At 37.8% G+C, this 17,197-nt stretch carries 21 protein-coding genes, 1 tRNA gene and 1 pseudogene; 14 read left to right on the top strand and 9 right to left on the bottom strand.

Going from position 1 to position 17,197, the window contains the following annotated elements; genetic code table 11:
* The 6 genes from L654_RS0119485 to L654_RS0119460 all read left to right on the top strand — a co-directional run.
* Positions 1–267: S-adenosylmethionine:tRNA ribosyltransferase-isomerase (locus tag L654_RS0119485; RefSeq protein ID WP_024608817.1), on the top strand; the 267-nt coding region annotated here is incomplete at its 5' end.
* Between the two features lie 183 nt (positions 268–450).
* Positions 451–1,578, top strand: a complete 1,128-nt coding sequence (tgt, locus tag L654_RS0119480; protein ID WP_007586471.1) for a tRNA guanosine(34) transglycosylase Tgt — start codon at positions 451–453, stop codon at positions 1,576–1,578.
* Positions 1,579–1,603: 25 nt separating this feature from the next.
* Entirely contained in the window at positions 1,604–1,939 is a 336-nt protein-coding gene (gene yajC / locus L654_RS0119475) for a preprotein translocase subunit YajC (protein WP_007586472.1), read from the top strand.
* Positions 1,940–1,958: 19 nt separating this feature from the next.
* Complete coding sequence (secD, locus tag L654_RS0119470; protein ID WP_024608816.1) at positions 1,959–3,818, top strand: protein translocase subunit SecD; 1,860 nt, start codon at positions 1,959–1,961, stop codon at positions 3,816–3,818.
* Positions 3,819–3,827: 9 nt separating this feature from the next.
* Positions 3,828–4,775: a protein translocase subunit SecF gene (gene secF / locus L654_RS0119465; protein ID WP_024600186.1), complete on the top strand. Its 948-nt coding sequence runs from the start codon at positions 3,828–3,830 to the stop codon at positions 4,773–4,775.
* 314 nt (positions 4,776–5,089) lie between these two features.
* Complete coding sequence (locus L654_RS0119460) at positions 5,090–5,899, top strand: transporter substrate-binding domain-containing protein (protein ID WP_024608815.1); 810 nt, start codon at positions 5,090–5,092, stop codon at positions 5,897–5,899.
* Between the two features lie 53 nt (positions 5,900–5,952).
* Here L654_RS0119460 and suhB read toward each other — a convergent pair whose 3' ends face one another.
* Positions 5,953–6,756 carry an inositol-1-monophosphatase gene (suhB, locus tag L654_RS0119455; RefSeq protein ID WP_002957826.1) on the bottom strand — a complete coding sequence of 268 codons (804 nt, stop codon included), beginning with the start codon at positions 6,754–6,756 and terminating at the stop codon, positions 5,953–5,955.
* A gap of 276 nt (positions 6,757–7,032) precedes the next feature.
* Between suhB and L654_RS0119450 the strand changes: the two genes are divergently transcribed.
* Positions 7,033–7,449, top strand: a complete 417-nt coding sequence (locus tag L654_RS0119450; protein WP_024608814.1) for a VOC family protein — start codon at positions 7,033–7,035, stop codon at positions 7,447–7,449.
* Between the two features lie 38 nt (positions 7,450–7,487).
* Here the strand turns inward: L654_RS0119450 and L654_RS0119445 are convergent, their stop codons facing one another.
* On the bottom strand, positions 7,488–8,156 hold the full coding sequence (locus L654_RS0119445; protein ID WP_024608813.1) for a LiaF domain-containing protein: 669 nt from the start codon (positions 8,154–8,156) through the stop codon (positions 7,488–7,490).
* 328 nt (positions 8,157–8,484) lie between these two features.
* On the opposite strand from L654_RS0119445, the gene L654_RS0119440 reads away from it, so the two are divergent.
* The 5 genes from L654_RS0119440 to L654_RS0119420 all read left to right on the top strand — a co-directional run bounded on the left by L654_RS0119440 (position 8,485) and on the right by L654_RS0119420 (position 11,696).
* Positions 8,485–9,051 carry a BON domain-containing protein gene (locus tag L654_RS0119440; RefSeq protein WP_007586486.1) on the top strand — a complete coding sequence of 189 codons (567 nt, stop codon included), beginning with the start codon at positions 8,485–8,487 and terminating at the stop codon, positions 9,049–9,051.
* A 72-nt stretch (positions 9,052–9,123) separates the two neighbouring features.
* Complete coding sequence (locus L654_RS1000000127425; RefSeq protein ID WP_002957822.1) at positions 9,124–9,282, top strand: YqaE/Pmp3 family membrane protein; 159 nt, start codon at positions 9,124–9,126, stop codon at positions 9,280–9,282.
* Between the two features lie 378 nt (positions 9,283–9,660).
* Positions 9,661–10,167, top strand: a complete 507-nt coding sequence (locus L654_RS0119430; RefSeq protein ID WP_024608812.1) for a hypothetical protein — start codon at positions 9,661–9,663, stop codon at positions 10,165–10,167.
* A gap of 247 nt (positions 10,168–10,414) precedes the next feature.
* Positions 10,415–10,491, top strand: a tRNA-Ile gene (locus tag L654_RS0119425).
* A gap of 626 nt (positions 10,492–11,117) precedes the next feature.
* Positions 11,118–11,696, top strand: a complete 579-nt coding sequence (locus L654_RS0119420) for a hypothetical protein (protein ID WP_024608811.1) — start codon at positions 11,118–11,120, stop codon at positions 11,694–11,696.
* A gap of 163 nt (positions 11,697–11,859) precedes the next feature.
* On the opposite strand, the gene L654_RS0119415 is transcribed toward L654_RS0119420, so the two are convergent.
* The 7 genes from L654_RS0119415 to L654_RS0119390 form a co-directional block, all read right to left on the bottom strand.
* Positions 11,860–12,462, bottom strand: coding sequence for an inovirus-type Gp2 protein (locus L654_RS0119415; protein ID WP_024608810.1), 603 nt, complete (start codon positions 12,460–12,462; stop codon positions 11,860–11,862).
* A 313-nt stretch (positions 12,463–12,775) separates the two neighbouring features.
* On the bottom strand, positions 12,776–13,063 hold the full coding sequence (locus L654_RS0119410) for a helix-turn-helix domain-containing protein (protein WP_024608809.1): 288 nt from the start codon (positions 13,061–13,063) through the stop codon (positions 12,776–12,778).
* 2 nt (positions 13,064–13,065) lie between these two features.
* Positions 13,066–13,260, bottom strand: coding sequence for a hypothetical protein (locus tag L654_RS0119405; protein WP_029753708.1), 195 nt, complete (start codon positions 13,258–13,260; stop codon positions 13,066–13,068).
* A 74-nt stretch (positions 13,261–13,334) separates the two neighbouring features.
* On the bottom strand, positions 13,335–13,907 hold the full coding sequence (locus tag L654_RS0119400) for a hypothetical protein (RefSeq protein ID WP_024608807.1): 573 nt from the start codon (positions 13,905–13,907) through the stop codon (positions 13,335–13,337).
* Entirely contained in the window at positions 13,904–14,689 is a 786-nt protein-coding gene (locus tag L654_RS01000000126435; protein WP_158001154.1) for a tyrosine-type recombinase/integrase, read from the bottom strand. Before L654_RS01000000126435 ends, L654_RS0119400 begins: the two co-directional genes overlap by 4 nt.
* Positions 14,690–14,862: 173 nt before the next feature.
* Entirely contained in the window at positions 14,863–15,222 is a 360-nt protein-coding gene (locus L654_RS1000000127600) for an Arm DNA-binding domain-containing protein (protein WP_050582326.1), read from the bottom strand.
* A gap of 585 nt (positions 15,223–15,807) precedes the next feature.
* Entirely contained in the window at positions 15,808–16,137 is a 330-nt protein-coding gene (locus L654_RS0119390) for a 5-carboxymethyl-2-hydroxymuconate Delta-isomerase (RefSeq protein WP_002957818.1), read from the bottom strand.
* 207 nt (positions 16,138–16,344) lie between these two features.
* On the opposite strand from L654_RS0119390, the gene L654_RS0119385 reads away from it, so the two are divergent.
* Together L654_RS0119385 and L654_RS0119380 are read left to right on the top strand one after the other, a co-directional pair.
* A complete protein-coding gene (locus tag L654_RS0119385; RefSeq protein WP_024608806.1) occupies positions 16,345–16,830 on the top strand; it encodes a CreA family protein in 486 nt (161 codons plus the stop codon).
* A gap of 29 nt (positions 16,831–16,859) precedes the next feature.
* Positions 16,860–17,197 (top strand): annotated as a pseudogene (locus L654_RS0119380) (hypothetical protein); the annotation flags it as partial.

Below are 17,197 nucleotides of genomic sequence, written 5' to 3'. Positions count from 1 at the left end.
GTACGCTCATTAGAGTCGGCAGCTAAAGTTCACGGCGGCAAATTAGATACGTATTTTGGTGATACCGATATATTTATTTTTCCGGGTTACCAATTTAATGTTGTTGACGCCATGGTCACTAATTTTCACTTACCAGAATCAACGCTTATAATGCTAGTCAGCGCTTTTAGCGGACAAGACAATATTATGGGTGCATACAATACTGCAATAGAGCAGCAGTACCGATTTTTTAGTTACGGTGATGCGATGTTTTTAACACGTAAGTAACCATTTATTATTTAATACTCAGTAAAAAACACTAAAAACCCCAGCAACGAAGCTGGGGTTTTTGTTTAGCATAATAAGCAAACCTGAATTTATCGCAGCTAATAGTATTAATGAGGCAAAAAGGGTAGAATCGAGCGGTTAAATTATAGCTTGTTGGACTGTTTTTCTGACATTGAGGATGATATGAAATTTGAATTAGATTGTACTGACGGAAAAGCGCGCCGCGGCCGCTTAATTTTTGACCGTGGTGTAATAGAAACACCTGCATTTATGCCTGTTGGTACTTACGGTACTGTAAAAGGTATGACGCCAGATGAAGTAAAAGCCACTGGTGCGCAAATATGTTTAGGTAATACCTTTCATTTAATGCTTCGTCCAGGTACTGAAATCATTAAGCAACATGGTGATTTACACGACTTTATGAATTGGGATTTCCCAATTTTAACTGACTCAGGCGGTTTTCAAGTCTTTAGCTTAGGCGCAATGCGTAAAATCACTGAAGAAGGCGTGTTATTCCAATCTCCAGTAAATGGTGATGAAATTATGATGTCGCCTGAAAAGTCGATGGAAGTACAGCGCGACTTAGGCTCAGACATCGTTATGATTTTTGACGAGTGTACGCCATATCCAGCAACTGAAAAAGAAGCTAAAGATTCTATGGAGTTATCTCTTCGTTGGGCTAAGCGCTCAAAAGAAGGGCATGGCGACAATCCATCTGCTTTGTTTGGTATTATTCAAGGTGGTATGTACCCAGAATTACGTGCACAATCGCAAGCAGGCTTAGAAGAAATTGGCTTTGATGGCTATGCATTAGGTGGTCTATCAGTAGGCGAGCCTAAAAACGAAATGATGAATATTCTTGATCATTGTGCGTTTAAAATGCCAGAAGACAAACCACGCTACCTTATGGGTGTAGGCAAGCCAGAGGATTTAGTTGAGTCTGTTCGCCGTGGTATTGATATGTTTGACTGTGTTATGCCAACACGTAATGCGCGTAACGGCCATTTATTCATTACCACGGGTGTAGTTAAAATACGTAACGCAGTACATAAAACAGACACAGGGCCACTTGACCCTGAGTGTGATTGCCATACGTGTGGAAACTATTCACGAGCTTATTTGCATCACCTTGATAAATGTAACGAAATTTTAGGTGCGCGACTAAACACAATTCATAACTTACGTTACTATCAACGTGTTATGGAAGGTTTACGTAATGCAATTAGCGAAGGTAAATTAGAAGAATTTGTACAAGATTTTTATGCTCGCCGAGGCCAAGACGTGCCAGAGCTAGTAGATATAAAAAATTAAACTTTAAAATTAAAGAGGAAGTATCATGAGTTTATTTATTTCAAATGCACACGCAGCAGCTGGTCAACCTGCGGCAAGCGGTGGTTGGGAAATGCTAATAATGTTAGCTATTTTCGGTTTGGTTTTTTACTTTTTAATCTACCGCCCGCAAGCTAAGCGCGTTAAAGAGCACAAAAGCTTAATGAGTATGATGGCTAAAGGCGATGAAGTACTTACCCAAGGCGGTTTAGTGGGTAAAATTGTGAAGATTTCTGAAGAGAAAGATTTCATCGTTATCTCTTTAAACGAGCAGGCAGAAGTAACAGTACAAAAATCTGCAGTATCTGCAGTATTGCCAAAAGGCACAATGAAGTCGCTATAAAAATAATAAGGACGACCCCGTGTTAAACAAGTTTCCAGTTTGGAAGTATTTACTTGTTTTAGCTGTGGTAGCCATTGGCCTTTTATATGCCTCTCCAAACTTGTATGGTCGCGATCCGGCTATACAAGTTTCAGGTGCTAAAGGCGCTGATGTAGATCTCAGTGTTGTAGACAAAGTAAACGCAATCCTTGAAAAAAATAATGTAACCGCTAAATCGACAATACTTGAAGATGGGCAAATTTTAGTTCGTTTAAAAAATGTTGAAGAGCAGCTAAAAGCGCATGATGTGCTGCGCGACTCACTTAGCGACGACTACATTTCTGCTATAAATATGGCTCCAGCTCAACCAGCGTGGTTAAAAGCGGTTGGTGGAGAACCAATGAAGCTCGGTCTTGATTTAAGTGGTGGTGTACATTTCACTATGGAAATCGACATGGCTACGGCGGTTGATAACCAACTTGAGCAAATGGAACAAGATTTTCGTAGTGATTTACGCGAAGAAAAACTACGTTACCGTAGTGTTCGACGTGTAGCCGGCTCTGAGCGTATGCGTGTAGAAATGCGTACCGAGGAAGATAAAAATGCAGCTGAAAGCGTTTTAGAAACTCGCTACCCACTAAACGTTTACATTGATGACAGCAGTAACGATAAAGCATTTTTTGCGACGATGAGTGAGCAAAAACTCAAAGGAATTCGTGACTACGCTATCAAGCAAAATGAAACGATTATTCGTAACCGTATCAACCAAATTGGTGTTGCTGAACCAAACGTACAGCGTCAAGGTTCTGAGCGTATTATTGTTCAACTTCCAGGTATTCAAGACACTGCTCGCGCTAAAGAAATATTAGGCGCTACGGCAACACTTGAATTTCGTGAAGTAGACGAAAATGCCGATGCAAGTGCTGCTGCCCAAGGTCGAATTCCTGCAGGCACTGAAATGATTATGAGCCGCGACGGTTATCCTGTGGTTCTTAAAAAACGTATTATTTTAGAAGGCAGCCATATAACTGGCGCGCAATCTGGCGCTGATGAATACCAACGCCCACAAGTAAGTATTACGTTAGATAGCAAAGGTGGGGCAAAAATGAATGCCTTTACCAAGCGTGCTATTGGCAAGCGAATGGCAACGGTATTTATTGAGTACAAGCCATCAGGTAAAAAAGATTCAGACGGTAAAGCACTTCCACCGATTAAGGTTGAAGAAGTAATTAACGTAGCAACTATTCAAGCTCGTCTTGATCGCTCGTTCCGTATTACAGGTATCGATAACCCAGCTGAAGCACATAACTTAAGTTTGCTACTTCGTGCAGGTGCGCTTGTAGCACCAATTCAAATTGTTGAAGAGCGCACTGTAGGTCCAAGTTTAGGTCAAGAAAATATTGAAGCGGGTATGACTGCGGTTGCACTTGGTTTTGCGTTTGTACTTGTGTTTATGCTTGTGTACTACAAAGGCTTTGGTATGGTTGCAAACCTTGCGCTTGCGGCTAACTTAGTACTAATTGTAGGTGTTATGTCTTTAATTCCAGGCGCGACACTTACGCTACCTGGTATTGCAGGTATTGTATTAACGGTAGGTATGGCGGTTGATGCTAACGTACTTATTTTTGAACGTATTCGTGAAGAGCTGGCCGATGGCCGTAGCCCTCAACAAGCGATTCATTTTGGTTACGATAGCGCATTTAGCACCATATTTGATGCCAACATCACTACTCTGATCGCTGCCGTTATACTGTTTGCAGTGGGCACAGGTCCAATAGCAGGCTTTGCGGTTACACTTGCGATTGGTATTTTAACTTCAATGTTTACGGCCATTGTTGGTACCCGTGCGGTAATCAACTTATTTGTTGGTGGTAAACGTATTGATAAACTTTCGATTTAAGGAGCTGACATGCAAATTTTAAGTTTGGGTAGTAGAACCCTTCGTTTCATGTCTCTTCGTAAAGTGGCTATGGGTTTTTCGACGTTATTAATTTTAGCGTCGTTTGCATCAATTTTTGTTAAGGGCCTAAACTTTGGTTTAGATTTTACCGGCGGTACGGCGGTAGAAGTGGGTTTTTCACAACCGGCTGACCTTAAAAAAGTACGTGATGCACTAGCTGATAATGGTTTTGCTGATGCATCAGTGCAGCTATTTGGTTCAAGCCAAGAGATTTTAGTTCGCTTAGCACCACGCGGTAGCGATGTAAAAGCTGAAGTGATTGGTAACCAAGTAATCGACGCACTTAAAAAAGCAGATGACAGCGTAGTAATGCGCCGTATTGAGTTTGTAGGCCCAAGTGTAGGTGAAGACTTAAAAGAGCAGGGTGGCCTTGCCATGTTAACTGCACTTATTTGTATCTTAATCTACGTTGCGTTTCGTTTTGAATGGCGCTTTGCTGTGGGTGCGGTAGGTGCACTACTTCATGATGTTATTATTACTGTGGGTTTATTTTCGGTATTAGGTTTAGAGTTTGATTTAACTATATTAGCGGCAATTCTTGCGGTAATAGGTTATTCACTTAACGATACAATTGTTGTATCTGACCGTATACGTGAAAACTTCCGCAAAGTGCGCATTGACGATACTGTAGAAATTATTGATATTTCACTTACGCAAACACTTAACCGTACACTTGTAACCTCAATCACGACTATTTTAGTATTGATTGCTTTGTTTGCATGGGGCGGACAAACCATTCATGGCTTTGCAACTGCATTGCTGTTTGGTGTGTTTATTGGTACTTATTCTTCGATTTATGTTGCGAGCTCTGTTGCTATAGCAATGGGCGTAAGCAAAGAAGACTTAATACCAGAAGTAATTGAAAAAGAAGGTGCAGACCAAGACGCTATGCCGTAATGGTTTTGTAACTACTTTAAAAAACCGCTCATTGAGCGGTTTTTTATTGCCTGTAATATATTTATGCGCACGATTGTTTTAGCTTTACTGTGCAAGTATGAATAAACAGTGCTAACTTTGTAGAGCACGCCATGAGTGTAACGTCGTACTATGTATTTAAAATAAGTATTTATAGCGCGGTTATTAATAAGTACAGTTACATAATATCGTCATCTTACATTTAGGCGCTCGAAGCTATTTAGCTTAAATAACGCGATAATTTAAACTATCAATAATAACTGTTAAAACTACCGATAATAACTAAGGTGATAATTATGTTGCCATTAAAGTATTTAGTTAACGTAGTAAGTTTGTTTATATGCAGCGCTTTAGCAAGTGACGTAAATATCGTAAATGTAGCGCAGGAGCAGCGTGTGCAATATGCTCGTGACGACTACCTTAACGAGCTATTAGAAAAAGCATTGGTGAGCGCACAATACCCTGCAGAGATTAACCCCGTTTTAATTCATCCTCATCAACAACGTACTTTAATAGCACTAGATACAAAAAATTTAGATTTATACTGGAGTATGAGCAGCCCCGAAAGAGAGTCTTTAGCTATTGCGATTAAAATCCCATTGTTTAAAGGCTACATAGGTAAAAGGGCACTATTAACAAGTAAGAACAGCATTGCTAGATTTAAAGGTATTACTAGCTTAGAGCAGTTAGGTAGGCTTTCTGCGGTGCAAGGTCATGATTGGCCTGATACAAAAATAATGGCGTTTAATGGCCTGCATATAAGGCCGTTTGCAAATTATCAGGCTATGTTTGCCTTAACAAGTGCAGGGCGTATTGATTACTTCCCACGTTCATTTATCGAGGTTAATTCAGAGCTAGCGGCAAATAAACAAAGTAACCTAGTGATAGTACCTAATTTATATATGAGTTATCCAACAGGGTTTTATTATTTTGTATCAAATAGTAAGCCAGAGCTTGCAGTGGCAATTAAAAAAGGGCTTGAGATAATGCAAAAAAATGGTGAGTTTGATGCTTTATTTGATGAATATTTCGCAAAAGATTTAAACTCGTTACCTTACGAAAAAGGTAAAACAGTAGAACTGAAGCTAGATAACCCTTATTTTTAAGCACAAAAAAAGGAGCCTGAGCTCCTTTTTAGTATGCTATTAATAGCATTTAATTAGCGAAGTAACGACTCAGTTAATACTGGACGAATTTCACGAATAATTGCTTGAGTCAATTTTGGTGAACCACAGATAATATTGCCGCTGTGGTTATAGTTATTACCACCAGCGAAATCTACAACCATACCGCCCGCTTCTTTAACCATAAGTTCGCCTGCAGCAGAGTTCCAAGGTTTTAAACCAATTTCAAAAAATCCATCAACACGGCCAGCTGCAACGTATGCCATATCTAAAGCAGAACAACCTGCACGGCGAATGTCTGCAGTGTGTACAAATAATGCTTTAAACGCTTCAGTGTATGCATCCATGTGGTTTTTGTTTTTGAAAGGGAAACCAGTAGCAAGTACAGTGCCTGCAAGAACCGTAGTTTTGCTAACACGTAGACGTTTGCTGTTTAACTGAGTGCCTTGACCGCGAGATGCAGTGAAAAGCTCACCACGAATTGGATCATAAATAACAGCTTGGTCTAAACGACCTTTAACTTTAAGTGCGATAGAAACCGCGTAATGAGGGATACCTTTGATGAAGTTAGTTGTTCCATCGATAGGGTCTACAATCCATTGGTAATCATCATCCTTGCCTTTATGCTCACCTAATTCTTCACCAACAATAGAGTGAGTAGGGTAAGACTGTAAAATAGTGTCACGAATTACGGCTTCGGCTTCTTTATCAATGTTAGTTACTAAGTCGTTAGCGCCTTTTTGTTGCACTTCAACTTTTGATAAATCCTCACTTGCGCGAAGTAAAATTTTGCCTGCGTTGCGCGCAGCGCGAACCGCAATGTTTAACATTGGATGCATGGTATTACCTTTGGGTTGTAAAAGAACGTTTATATATTTCAGCCGGCGTATTTTAGCGACTTTTGACATAAAGTAAACAATAAACCCCAAATACTTATGTTTGTTTTTTATACAAGATTGAAAAGTGTCTATATTTTTAAAAAATAATAATGAGCAATTAATAAGTCATTATGTTCCTTTGTGTGTTAATTAAATTGAATTAATTTTAAATAACGCTTTACCTAAAGTTAGCTTAAGGTTTTATCGTGATCCTAACTTAATTGATAGGACAACATTATGTATTTAGAGCACGTAAACTTAGTCGCGAGTGATATAGATAGCATGCTTAAATTTTATCGCGCTGTATTTCCACATTGGTCGATTAGAAGTGAGGGCAGAGGCGATTGGCATGGAAAACCAAGACGCTGGGTACACTTTGGAGATGACACGCATTACATTGCGATAAGCGATCATGGTGAGGGTGAAAACAGAAACTTATCGGGCCATCAAATTGGTTTTGCACACTTTGCTTATGTAACTAATAATTTAAGCGCAGTAGTAATGCGCTTAAATAAAGTGGGTTTTACAGTAAGCAAGCAAGGTAGCGAGAATCCTTTCAGAAAGAATGTTTACTTTATTGATCCCGCCGGGTTTGAGTTGGAATTTGTAGAGTATTCAAGTGACATACCAAGCGAACGAAATAACGATTTATAATAAAATACTAAGCAGCACGCTAAAGTGCTGCTAGTCAATTATTGTGAGCGGTTATTATTACCCGTGCCAAACTGGGTTTTTAGCTCATTTGCAAAGCTCATAAATTTTTCTTTAATTGTGCGCTTTATTTTTACTTCAACCGATCCCATAACTGCCTTTCCTTCAATATGAATAGTAGGACCTTGGCGTTTGTTAAGCGACACAGATTTATTTTCAAGACTACTTAAAATACAAAACATTTTAGACACTACATTTACATGCTCTGGTACGTAAATCTCATCGCTACCAAAAATACAGTTAACGTGAATAGTTACATTTTGATGCGCAAAAATGGCATCAGTAAAATCAAGTACCACCGATCCCATAAAGTTACTTAAATATATATTTTTTGGGACAACCCACTGACCGCTTCGTTCGTTAGAGCCTAAAATACTGCGTAATGTAAAATCATCATCACTGTTTTGCTGTGCACTATAATGTGGTTTAAATTGCGATTGTTTTTCTGCTTTATATTGCTGATCGGTATTAAGTGTTAAGTCTTCTACTAAGGCTAGCAGTGCTTCGTTATTAGGTGCATCCATCGCGCTATCGAGTCGCCTCTCAAATGCATCAACAGAAATAACCCCATGACTGTAATTATAAATTAATTGGTCAATTACTTGTTCGCGTACTTGCTCTATTGGGCGGTCTTCAACTTTTACAGACATGGGGCATTCCTTATTATATTTACTATTGATACTGCTCTTGATGTTTATATGCAAAGCACGCACCAAATATAATCACCCTAATTATCAGTAGGTTAATTTATAATGATGTTTTTTATTTTGTTATATTAACGATAGATTAACCAAAAGTGCAATTATCTAGTTATTTTCACTATTTGAGAAAGTTTTACCGAGTAGCCTGTAAATAGTTACACAGCTATAGATAGTGCCTTATCCCCAAATTATATCAAGTTGTTGAAATGTATATATAAATAAAGTTGGCCTAAAGCTCGCATTAGTTAAAGTGTCTTTAATCAAAAGGAGAAAGATTATGAAAACATTTAACAAATCTATTATCGCGGCTTTAGTTCTTGGTACTACGGCTATGGGTGCCCAAGCAAACAGCTGGGAAAACGAAAGTAAAGATGCTTGGATTGATGGTAAGGCAGAAACAGTTCTACTTATGAACACTAATCTAAACAACTTTGACATTAACACTGATGTAAAAAATGGCAAGGTAGTACTTACAGGTAAAGTTAATAGCGAGCTTGATAAAGAGCTAGCAGAAGAACTTGTACTTAGCCTAGATGGTGTATCTGATGTTGATAACAGCCTTACTGTTGTTAAAAGCATGGATACCAAAGATAAAAGCAATGACATGATGGACGATGATGATAACGACCTAACGGACGCTAAAATCACCACTGTAATCACAACTCGCTTCCTGTTTGACTCAGAAGTTGGTGGTACAGACATCGATGTTGATACCGACAACGGTATTGTAACTCTGAACGGTTCAGTAGAGTCTGAAGCTGAAAAACAACTAGCAGTTAAAATTGCTAAAAATGCTGAAGATGTTCGTGACGTAGTTGATAAACTAGCTATTGTTGCTGAATAATACAGTATAGTTAAGGCCCACTAACACTGGGCTTTACGCCTTTTTAATGCTTAATTTAAATGGAGTTTAGTCATGGATATTATTCGTATAATACTTTCGGTTTTATTACCGCCATTAGGTGTGTTTTTGCAAGTTGGTTTAGGTATGCATTTTTGGTTAAATATTTTATTAACACTGCTAGGTTATTTCCCAGGGTTAATACATGCAATCTACATTATTGCGAAAAAATAATGACAGATTATATATTGTGTAAGCCGACTACTGAGGCCTAATGATACAAGTGCCCCAGTACTGTTCGGCTCACAATATTAGTTTTTAAAGTAAATATTTTTTATCAAAATCTAATTTTTAATTTACTCAAACTAAGTGATTTATTTCTTGTAACTCACTCCCAACATTCCCTCAGCCAAACCATTGTTTATTTCAATTAAGCTCTCTAACTAACCGTAGTGTTCTGATTCTGTATTGATGCCAGTTAGGAAATCTTTAACATTAGTTTGTTTATATATCTACAATACGCAATTAATTACTCTATTATTTAGTGACAATATTACTATCACTTCTAGTGTTATCATTAAACCAAGCTTTTACGCATATTGAGGTAGCTAATTGAATATTCGACTTATACTGTCAGGCGTTGTGTCATTCGTTTTTTATTTTAGCTGGGCCTACTGGGCGAACAGTTCGGCAGATATTGCTAAATCGGTCACGCTTCAAGCTGCATTAGTACAAGGTTTGTATAGTGGATTTGTAACGCTGTTTTTTACTTTTATTTTAGAAAAGGTCGTCAAAAAGTATAAGTCTAGTTATGTAACGCTTGCGTTTGTAACTCCAATTATTTGTATGTTTCATTCTAAAACACCACAAAACGTAGCAATACGACAAAGCTTCAATAATGCAATTAACTCTAGCGCCTCGTATTTAGGTAACAAAAAAATAGCAGGTGTACTTTTTGCGCCTATTATTCCGATTACTGTTCAATCGAGCTTAGTGATTATGGTGAATGTAACTAATCAGACACCTAATTTGGCACTTACAGTAGCCCCAAGCATATTTTTTACAGCCTTGTATGCCTACACATATATGTTAGCTTTACTTAAAAAAGCAGAGCGTTAAATATAAAAGACTACATGTGGGAGTAGGGTTTTTATAATTTAATGCAGAGAACATCATGGGAAATATCTTGTATTTTATGCTTATACCCACCTAAAAGATTACTATTTAAGCAGTTAGCTTACTGATTGTTAAAATAAAGGTGTTTGGTAGTGACAAGCACCTAAAAAGTTTTTATACTGCAACCCGCTTTAGTCGCTCTGTGACTGAACGCTTCAAAAATTAACTGCCTAGCAGTTATATAAAAGTTGGCCCCTTAGCTCAGTTGGTTAGAGCACACGACTCATAATCGTTAGGTCCCCAGTTCGAGTCTGGGAGGGGCCACCACTTTTACAAACTTTCCAAGTAAATACCCACTAACAAAAATTAAAATATTATTCCACGGAACGATAGCGGATCTAATTTCTTAAGCTTCATAATTTTACCGTAACATTTAACCCGCGCGTATTGTTCGCATAACTATTTATCTGCTTACCTGCATCAAGGCACATTAAAAGTTAGGTTTAGTACTTTATCGTTGCGTTGAAAATCTTAAGTTTTGCTAAGTCCTAAGCCGTAAAAGTCAGGCTACAAGCTCGTATATTGTTTGCTTTCGTCAATAGATATAGTAAAAATATTTGTATAAGCATTTTCTTTTCTATTTATTAAACCACTAGAATCAGGTGCGATTTTATAAAGTACGTACTTCGTTAACTTACATATTGCATCATATGCTCTTCACGGCGACCTATTTTAATACCTAGAGCTACTTTAAACTCCTTATTTTTCTGTCACTTTATGATGGTGCTTATTAAATTAAGTCTAAATAACCGCCTGCATATTAATGCTAGGCTTTGTTTCTAACACTTGTTCAATAATCTTTTATTTGCTACAAGAAGATCGACTATGAATAAATGGTAATTTTACTTAACGCTATTCTATGTAGTGGCTTTTAAAAAATGGAGATAATATAAATGGAAAAAAATATTTTTGTACTTGCCTTAGTGGGTGTTTTGGCTGGTTGTGTTACTAATGATTATGCTAAATTCAGCGCAGAGAGTGGGCTGTCAGAAGAGTCTTTAACTAAAAACTGCAAAGAAATTACATGCACTTATGATGAATTAAAAGATCGTGTACAAGCTACTGCGAATGATTCAAATGTTATGTTTTTACTAGCTGGTTCTGAAAGCCGAACAATTGAGTACACTTGGGTTAGCGGAAATAATCAAATTGCAGTCGATGTTTTTTCGGTGGCGCTTTATGGTAGTTGGTCATTCTATGATAAAGCTGAAATTTATATTGAAAAAGAAATGGTTGCGGAATTATCTGGTAGAACGGAAAGGATTATTGGTAGCTATAATGAAAGCGCAAGAGAGCATGAGAAAATTGAAATAGTCTCTGGCTTTCTTGACTTTGAAACAGCGCAAATAATAGCCGAGGCTAACTATGAAACAGTAACTATTCGGTTTTATGGCAAAGACGGCTACCATGATGAAAAGTTACCTAGAAAGCATGATTTAATTAATGTCGTGAATTTAGCCCAGTCTATGTAGTGCCTTTGATAATTAAATTAGAAGCTATTCACGATTAAAAGTACTTTCTATAATGAGGGTGATAACACTCTCATTATATAGTTTTATAGTTAGTCAATAATACTTCCTGACACTTCCTGATATTTCCTAAGGTTTAAAAGGTACTTAAAACATTAATTACCTATTAGAAAGTTAAAACACTAATTTTTAATCGACTTGTGCCATAGTCTTTTGTTTGCGGGGTTTTGTACCCTTTGCCGCGCCATTTTGCCAAATAAGATAACCAATATAAAGCTTCGAGCCTTGTTTCTGGTGAGTTAATATAAATATAGGTTTTAGGCAAGCTTGGGAAAGTGCCGCCCATTTCTTCCCATACTTGCTTGGCGTACTTTCTAACGTAATGTGATGTTTTAAGTAAGTCACCATCAAACCATAATTTCATGTGGTAATGCTGGGCTTTCGCTTTTTCTAACTCCCTTACCCAACAATAGCCCATTTCATGTGGTCCGTAATGCGCAGTAAGTTTTGTAGCCAATCGTTTTCTAAACTTTGTTATTCGTGCATTATTTTCGGTTAGCTCTGCTTGGTGTAAATCAATTCTGATAAATACCTGTCGCTTCCATTTATCTAAGCCTATATCAAATTGCTCAAATATCTTTTTAAGCATATAGGTATAACAGCCCGAGCCATTAGCATTAATAGGGACTAATTCACCTCGATGTAAAACGGTATCAGCTTTTGAAATATGCTTTCGACCTGTTGTGTTTTTATACTTACGTTTTGCCATAAGCTAACAGGTACTTTTAAAGGGATAATATAAACGACCGTCTGAGATTGCACTACCCAATAACAATGCACATATTGCCACTGCTGGGCCTAAAGCAATAATCCATGGACAAAACCGCCAAGACAAAACCGCCAAATGTGAGTAGAGACAAAACCGCCAAACTTTTATAAAGCAAAAAATAAAATACAGGCAGTAAAAAAAATGAATATTAAGCATGAATAAGTTACTCTTAATTAGCTGGTGGCTAGGTCGCCAAACTTCCCCACCAGCAGTGGTTATTAGTCTTAGTTCGTATAGTGTTTAGCTATGCGTTCTAGGACTTCCCAAGTAACTTATTCAACGTCTCTATTTGCTCTTTCGTCATTGCCTTATAGTCAAACCAGTATCGGCTAATACCTTTATGTTCTATACCATGAGGATCGGTGGCAAGCTGACTAATAGAGCTAATTTTAAAGCCTTTATTTCTTAGCTCATATATTCTCGCGGCTAAATGGCAAACGCCTATAGCATCAGCATGATAACGATTTATCGAGCCGTGCTTATTCATAAACTTCGCAATTAAAATCTTTTGATTTGTGGTTGATGGGGCGTATTTACTCATAATCAAGCCCCCTTGCCAGTTAATAAAGCCTGTACGGCATCGACAGGCCACAATAGGCGCCCAGAAGGTAACTTAATTGGTTTAATTCCGTAAAAGCTGCCCGTTTTGCATAGGCGAGTTCTTATCGTGCTTGGTTTGCCTTGTAACGCTAAAGCAAACTGTTCTGTGGTTAGGTTTTGAACTGTTGGTAAACTCATATATATACGCCTGTGTTGTATTAATATGAGTCCATTATGATTATATCTATCTGGGTGATAACTGGAAAAGTGCTTTAAGTACTCTTCCTTTTTTTGGATTTGACTATTTTATATATGGAATCTTCGGATCTATTTACATGCTTTGCTATAAGACTACATATACTTTCACTTTGTCGATCTCCTTGTCGATTTCCTGTCGTTTTCATAGGAATATCGCGGAATTTTTCCCTTGCTTCAAAAGCTATAATCCTTATTAAAAAATCTCTTGTATAGTTAGTCCACTCTTGGGGGGTTCTTGGTTTTCCCTTTTTATTTTCACCAAGTTGATCGAGTATAAAATCTGCGAGGTTTTTGGGGATAGGTCTTTGCAACGTGTTTAAATCTTTAAAAATCCTCATTAGCGCTTCCCAATATACAATTTGGCTTTTAGCTACATTAATGATTTTATCTAACTCATTTTCGTTTGAGCCAACTGTATAAAGCTGATTAAATTCATTCCCTGTTGCTTTGCACGTATATGTGCCTGCTTTTTTTGCTATTTCTAAAACAACTAAAGGCCGACCAGTAATATCCAATATTTCTTTTCCCAGCTCTTTATATTTCGCTTCAATAAAACGATCGGCTTCTATAAATTTATTATCAGTCATAGAGCCCCCTTAAGAAGCGTCAAGCGCTGCTCATTGATTGCAGGCATAGCCACACAAGCCTGTTCTAATATCCAAGCTTCTAACGTTGTGTGCCATTTCCTTAATAAATCGAGCGGCCTTTGCTTGTAATGTTTTTCAGCGGTTGCGCTGGGTTTGTGGCCCATGATTTGAGCGACTACGCCCGTTGGAATTTCTACCCATTCAGATAAGTTTGAAAAGCTACGGCGTAAACCGTGCAAGGTTAAACCCTCAATACCAGCGGCTTGAAAGGCTGGTTCAAGGCTTTTTCTAGGGTCTGTTAGTTTGCCTGTTGCACCAGTGGGGGTGGAGAAAACCCATTCATTTCTGCGGGGTAAGTTAATAAGCAAACTAGCCACATAAGGTGTTAGTGGGATAACTCTATAGCCAGCTTCTGCGCCCTTGCTGGTGGCTTTATCTCTGATGGTTATACTGTTCCACTGAAAGTCTAATTCAGACCACCTAAGACCCGTTAATTCATTTCTACGCGAACCAGTCAATAGCAAAGTTTGCACATAGGCTGAAATAACCGGGTTTTGTATTTGCCTTACATATTTGAAAAAGTCGGGGAGCTGTTCTTTTTGTAGAGTATCGGTTCGTGATTTTAGTTTTGTAACTGCGCTTTTTACGTCCTTGGTTTTAAGCTTAGCTATGTTAATTAAACCACCGTATTGCTCTTGTTCAGTACACCAATTTAAACAGGCAAATAATAAACGATAGGTTTGACCTGCAACTCCTGCCCGTGTGATATTTTCTTTTTTCAACCAAGACTCAATTTTTTTGGCGTTTAAGTCTTTTAGCTTTATCGATATGAGTGGGTATAAGCAACCAGCTTTAGTTAATCGCCCTTTACCCCTAGCCCAAGGCTGATTAGGCTCCTGTATTGCTTTTAGGTGGTCTTTATAGTGTTTTTCGCCCCATCGGCTTTTGTTCGATTCTACATATTCAAGCCANGCAATTCTTCTTGTTCTTCGGCTAGTTCAATAGCTGCTTTTTCTCGTTTAACTTTAGTTGGGCTTATAAAGTTTTTAGCATTTTTTTGATACTCGTTCGCTTTATCTCTGGCTTCGTTAATATCAAAGCTATCGACAGGACCAATAACAGCCCTTTTTGTTTTGCCATTTATTGACGCTTGGAAAATATATGTTTTTTTACCTGATGAGTAAGCTCTTATGCCAAGCCCTGTGCAACCACTATCCCATAGAAAGGACTCTTTTTTATCATCGGCACATTTAAAGCTGCGTACTCGGTCAGCGGTAAAATTCACCTTATTAGTGTTAGTATTTACTTTAGCCATTTGAACCCCCTTATGGTTCTTCTGGTAGCCCTAGCTGTGTTGGCGCATAGTTAGGGCTTTTTATCTTCGCGGATCGCTCACGGAACGGCTACGGATCTATTTTGAGTAAATATACATCAATATGAAACAATGCGCCATATGTGGTTTATGTTCTGTAGGTCAGTGTTTATGGGGTTTTATGAGGTTTCACCAATGCGGGTAAATGCTTTTATTCTTCGACTCATAATCGTTAGGTCCCCAGTTCGAGTCTGGGAGGGGCCACCACTTTTGCAAACTTTCCAAGTAAATACCTACTCAAATTATTTAAAGCTACATGAATTTAATATCGTGTAATTTATTATTCTTTATTTACCCCTAATAATAAATATAATTTAAATAAAGTTAATCCATAGATTAAGCTAAGCTTTCTTAAATTTGAAAGAGTGCGAATGCACTATTAAATTCCAGCGTTAGATCGGACGCTATTCATGCTCTATTTTGTAAATGACAATGAGCTGCATCTGATTTCAGAATACAAAAAAAGCCCCTATTGGGGCTTTTTACTTACTAGTGTTTACTTTTATTGCTCAAAACTACAAAAGTTAACTAATTTTTACGGTATATCTCATGCTCAATATCGTAAATATTTACGCTTAAACTGTCTGATGCTCTGCAGTATGTTTTTAAGCATGAAAGTAGCAGTTCGCTTAACATTTGTTTTTGCTCAATTGAGCGTCCCGCTAAAATATGTACCGCGATATGTATAAACCCTGATTTTCCTGCGCCAAGTTGATATTGCTGATAAGCAATGGCGCGTGTTTTGATGGTTTCTAATTCAAATAAGTTACTTTCGAAAGCGGTAGTATGAATTTTTTCTACCAGTACTTGTGGTAAAACAGGGAGGTCTTCTGAGTGTTCAATAATAATGTGCGGCATTTAGGCGTTTCCTATTATGAGTTACTGCATGAGCGAGAGTTAATTGTATCAAATACAACAGGGTTCGCTAAACCCTGAGCTATCTAAAATCTTTACTTTAAACTAATTTAGTCGTATTTATTTTTGATGTTAGTATAAAAACAAACAGGTGAACCTTCGCTTAGTAACGTAGGTGCTAAGTTACCTATATATTGATTAAGGATAAGTATGAAATTAACACAAAAATTTAAACGTTTAGCTTTACTTACAGGTGCAGTTGTTACATTAAGTGCTTGCTCTGACGATGTTGCATCGGTAAGTCTGGGGTTATTTACAACTAAAGATGTTGTGGTTAATTCGCAGCAAGATCCAATCCTTAAAGGTGTTACTTGTCATATTAGTCATATAGAGGCTAATTTGGACTTTTCTGATCCGTCTGATATGTCTATAGCATGTCGTCAAACGGGTCCTATTACAGCGCAGCAGCTACAAAAAATAGACCGCAGTAAATCAGGTGAAGTGATATTCAAATCATCTAAAAGTATATTATTTAAATCACTAAAAGTGCGCCGTATTTACGATGCTGAGAATCGTACTTTATTGTATTTATCGTATTCAACTAAAGAATCCAGTGGTAGCCACCACCATGCACTATCAACAGTGCCGCTATACAATACTCAAGCGTGGGATTGGGCACTTACACAAAAAAACTAAACTAGCACTAAAACTTATAAGAGCACCTTATGTTAGCTTTATTTAAATCGGCACCTTTATTGGAAGATCAAGAGCAGCAATGGCTTATTGATACATTTATTTGGGCTGTAGAAAATTTTGATGCAGAGTTTTTTACAAAGTACACTCAAATAGTACTGCCAACGGCCACTTTTTTCCCCGATTCGGTATCGAGCATTGAGGAAATGGCGAGTAATGTTTTTACCCGCGTTACTAATTACGCGGGTATGAATGCATGGCCTATTCAATTAGTCGCACCTCAGCAGTTACAACCGCAAGTTTTTCCGCACTTTGAATTTAGTGATGAAATACGTGGCGAAGGCAGCCATCTAATTGTGCCGCCAAGCCA

Source organism: Pseudoalteromonas sp. TAB23, assembly GCF_000498075.1.
In the GTDB taxonomy this organism is placed as follows: Bacteria; Pseudomonadota; Gammaproteobacteria; order Enterobacterales; family Alteromonadaceae; genus Pseudoalteromonas; species Pseudoalteromonas arctica.
Note: the sequence above shows the minus strand (reverse complement) of the source record. Positions and strands in the feature narration are given on the sequence as shown.

Bases quoted from the DNA above. Each gene is read 5' to 3' on its own strand.
- tgt (WP_007586471.1), top strand. From the start codon at position 451: ATGAAATTTGAATTAGATTGTACTGACGGAAAAGCGCGCCGCGGCCGC.
- L654_RS0119450 (WP_024608814.1), top strand. From the start codon at position 7,033: ATGTATTTAGAGCACGTAAACTTAGTCGCGAGTGATATAGATAGCATG.
- L654_RS0119390 (WP_002957818.1), bottom strand. From the start codon at position 16,137: ATGCCGCACATTATTATTGAACACTCAGAAGACCTCCCTGTTTTACCA.
- L654_RS0119400 (WP_024608807.1), bottom strand. From the start codon at position 13,907: ATGACTGATAATAAATTTATAGAAGCCGATCGTTTTATTGAAGCGAAA.
- L654_RS0119385 (WP_024608806.1), top strand. From the start codon at position 16,345: ATGAAATTAACACAAAAATTTAAACGTTTAGCTTTACTTACAGGTGCA.
- L654_RS0119405 (WP_029753708.1), bottom strand. From the start codon at position 13,260: ATGAGTTTACCAACAGTTCAAAACCTAACCACAGAACAGTTTGCTTTA.
- L654_RS0119410 (WP_024608809.1), bottom strand. From the start codon at position 13,063: ATGAGTAAATACGCCCCATCAACCACAAATCAAAAGATTTTAATTGCG.
- L654_RS0119415 (WP_024608810.1), bottom strand. From the start codon at position 12,462: ATGGCAAAACGTAAGTATAAAAACACAACAGGTCGAAAGCATATTTCA.
- secF (WP_024600186.1), top strand. From the start codon at position 3,828: ATGCAAATTTTAAGTTTGGGTAGTAGAACCCTTCGTTTCATGTCTCTT.
- L654_RS0119445 (WP_024608813.1), bottom strand. From the start codon at position 8,156: ATGTCTGTAAAAGTTGAAGACCGCCCAATAGAGCAAGTACGCGAACAA.
- suhB (WP_002957826.1), bottom strand. From the start codon at position 6,756: ATGCATCCAATGTTAAACATTGCGGTTCGCGCTGCGCGCAACGCAGGC.
- L654_RS0119460 (WP_024608815.1), top strand. From the start codon at position 5,090: ATGTTGCCATTAAAGTATTTAGTTAACGTAGTAAGTTTGTTTATATGC.
- L654_RS1000000127425 (WP_002957822.1), top strand. From the start codon at position 9,124: ATGGATATTATTCGTATAATACTTTCGGTTTTATTACCGCCATTAGGT.
- yajC (WP_007586472.1), top strand. From the start codon at position 1,604: ATGAGTTTATTTATTTCAAATGCACACGCAGCAGCTGGTCAACCTGCG.
- L654_RS0119420 (WP_024608811.1), top strand. From the start codon at position 11,118: ATGGAAAAAAATATTTTTGTACTTGCCTTAGTGGGTGTTTTGGCTGGT.
- L654_RS0119440 (WP_007586486.1), top strand. From the start codon at position 8,485: ATGAAAACATTTAACAAATCTATTATCGCGGCTTTAGTTCTTGGTACT.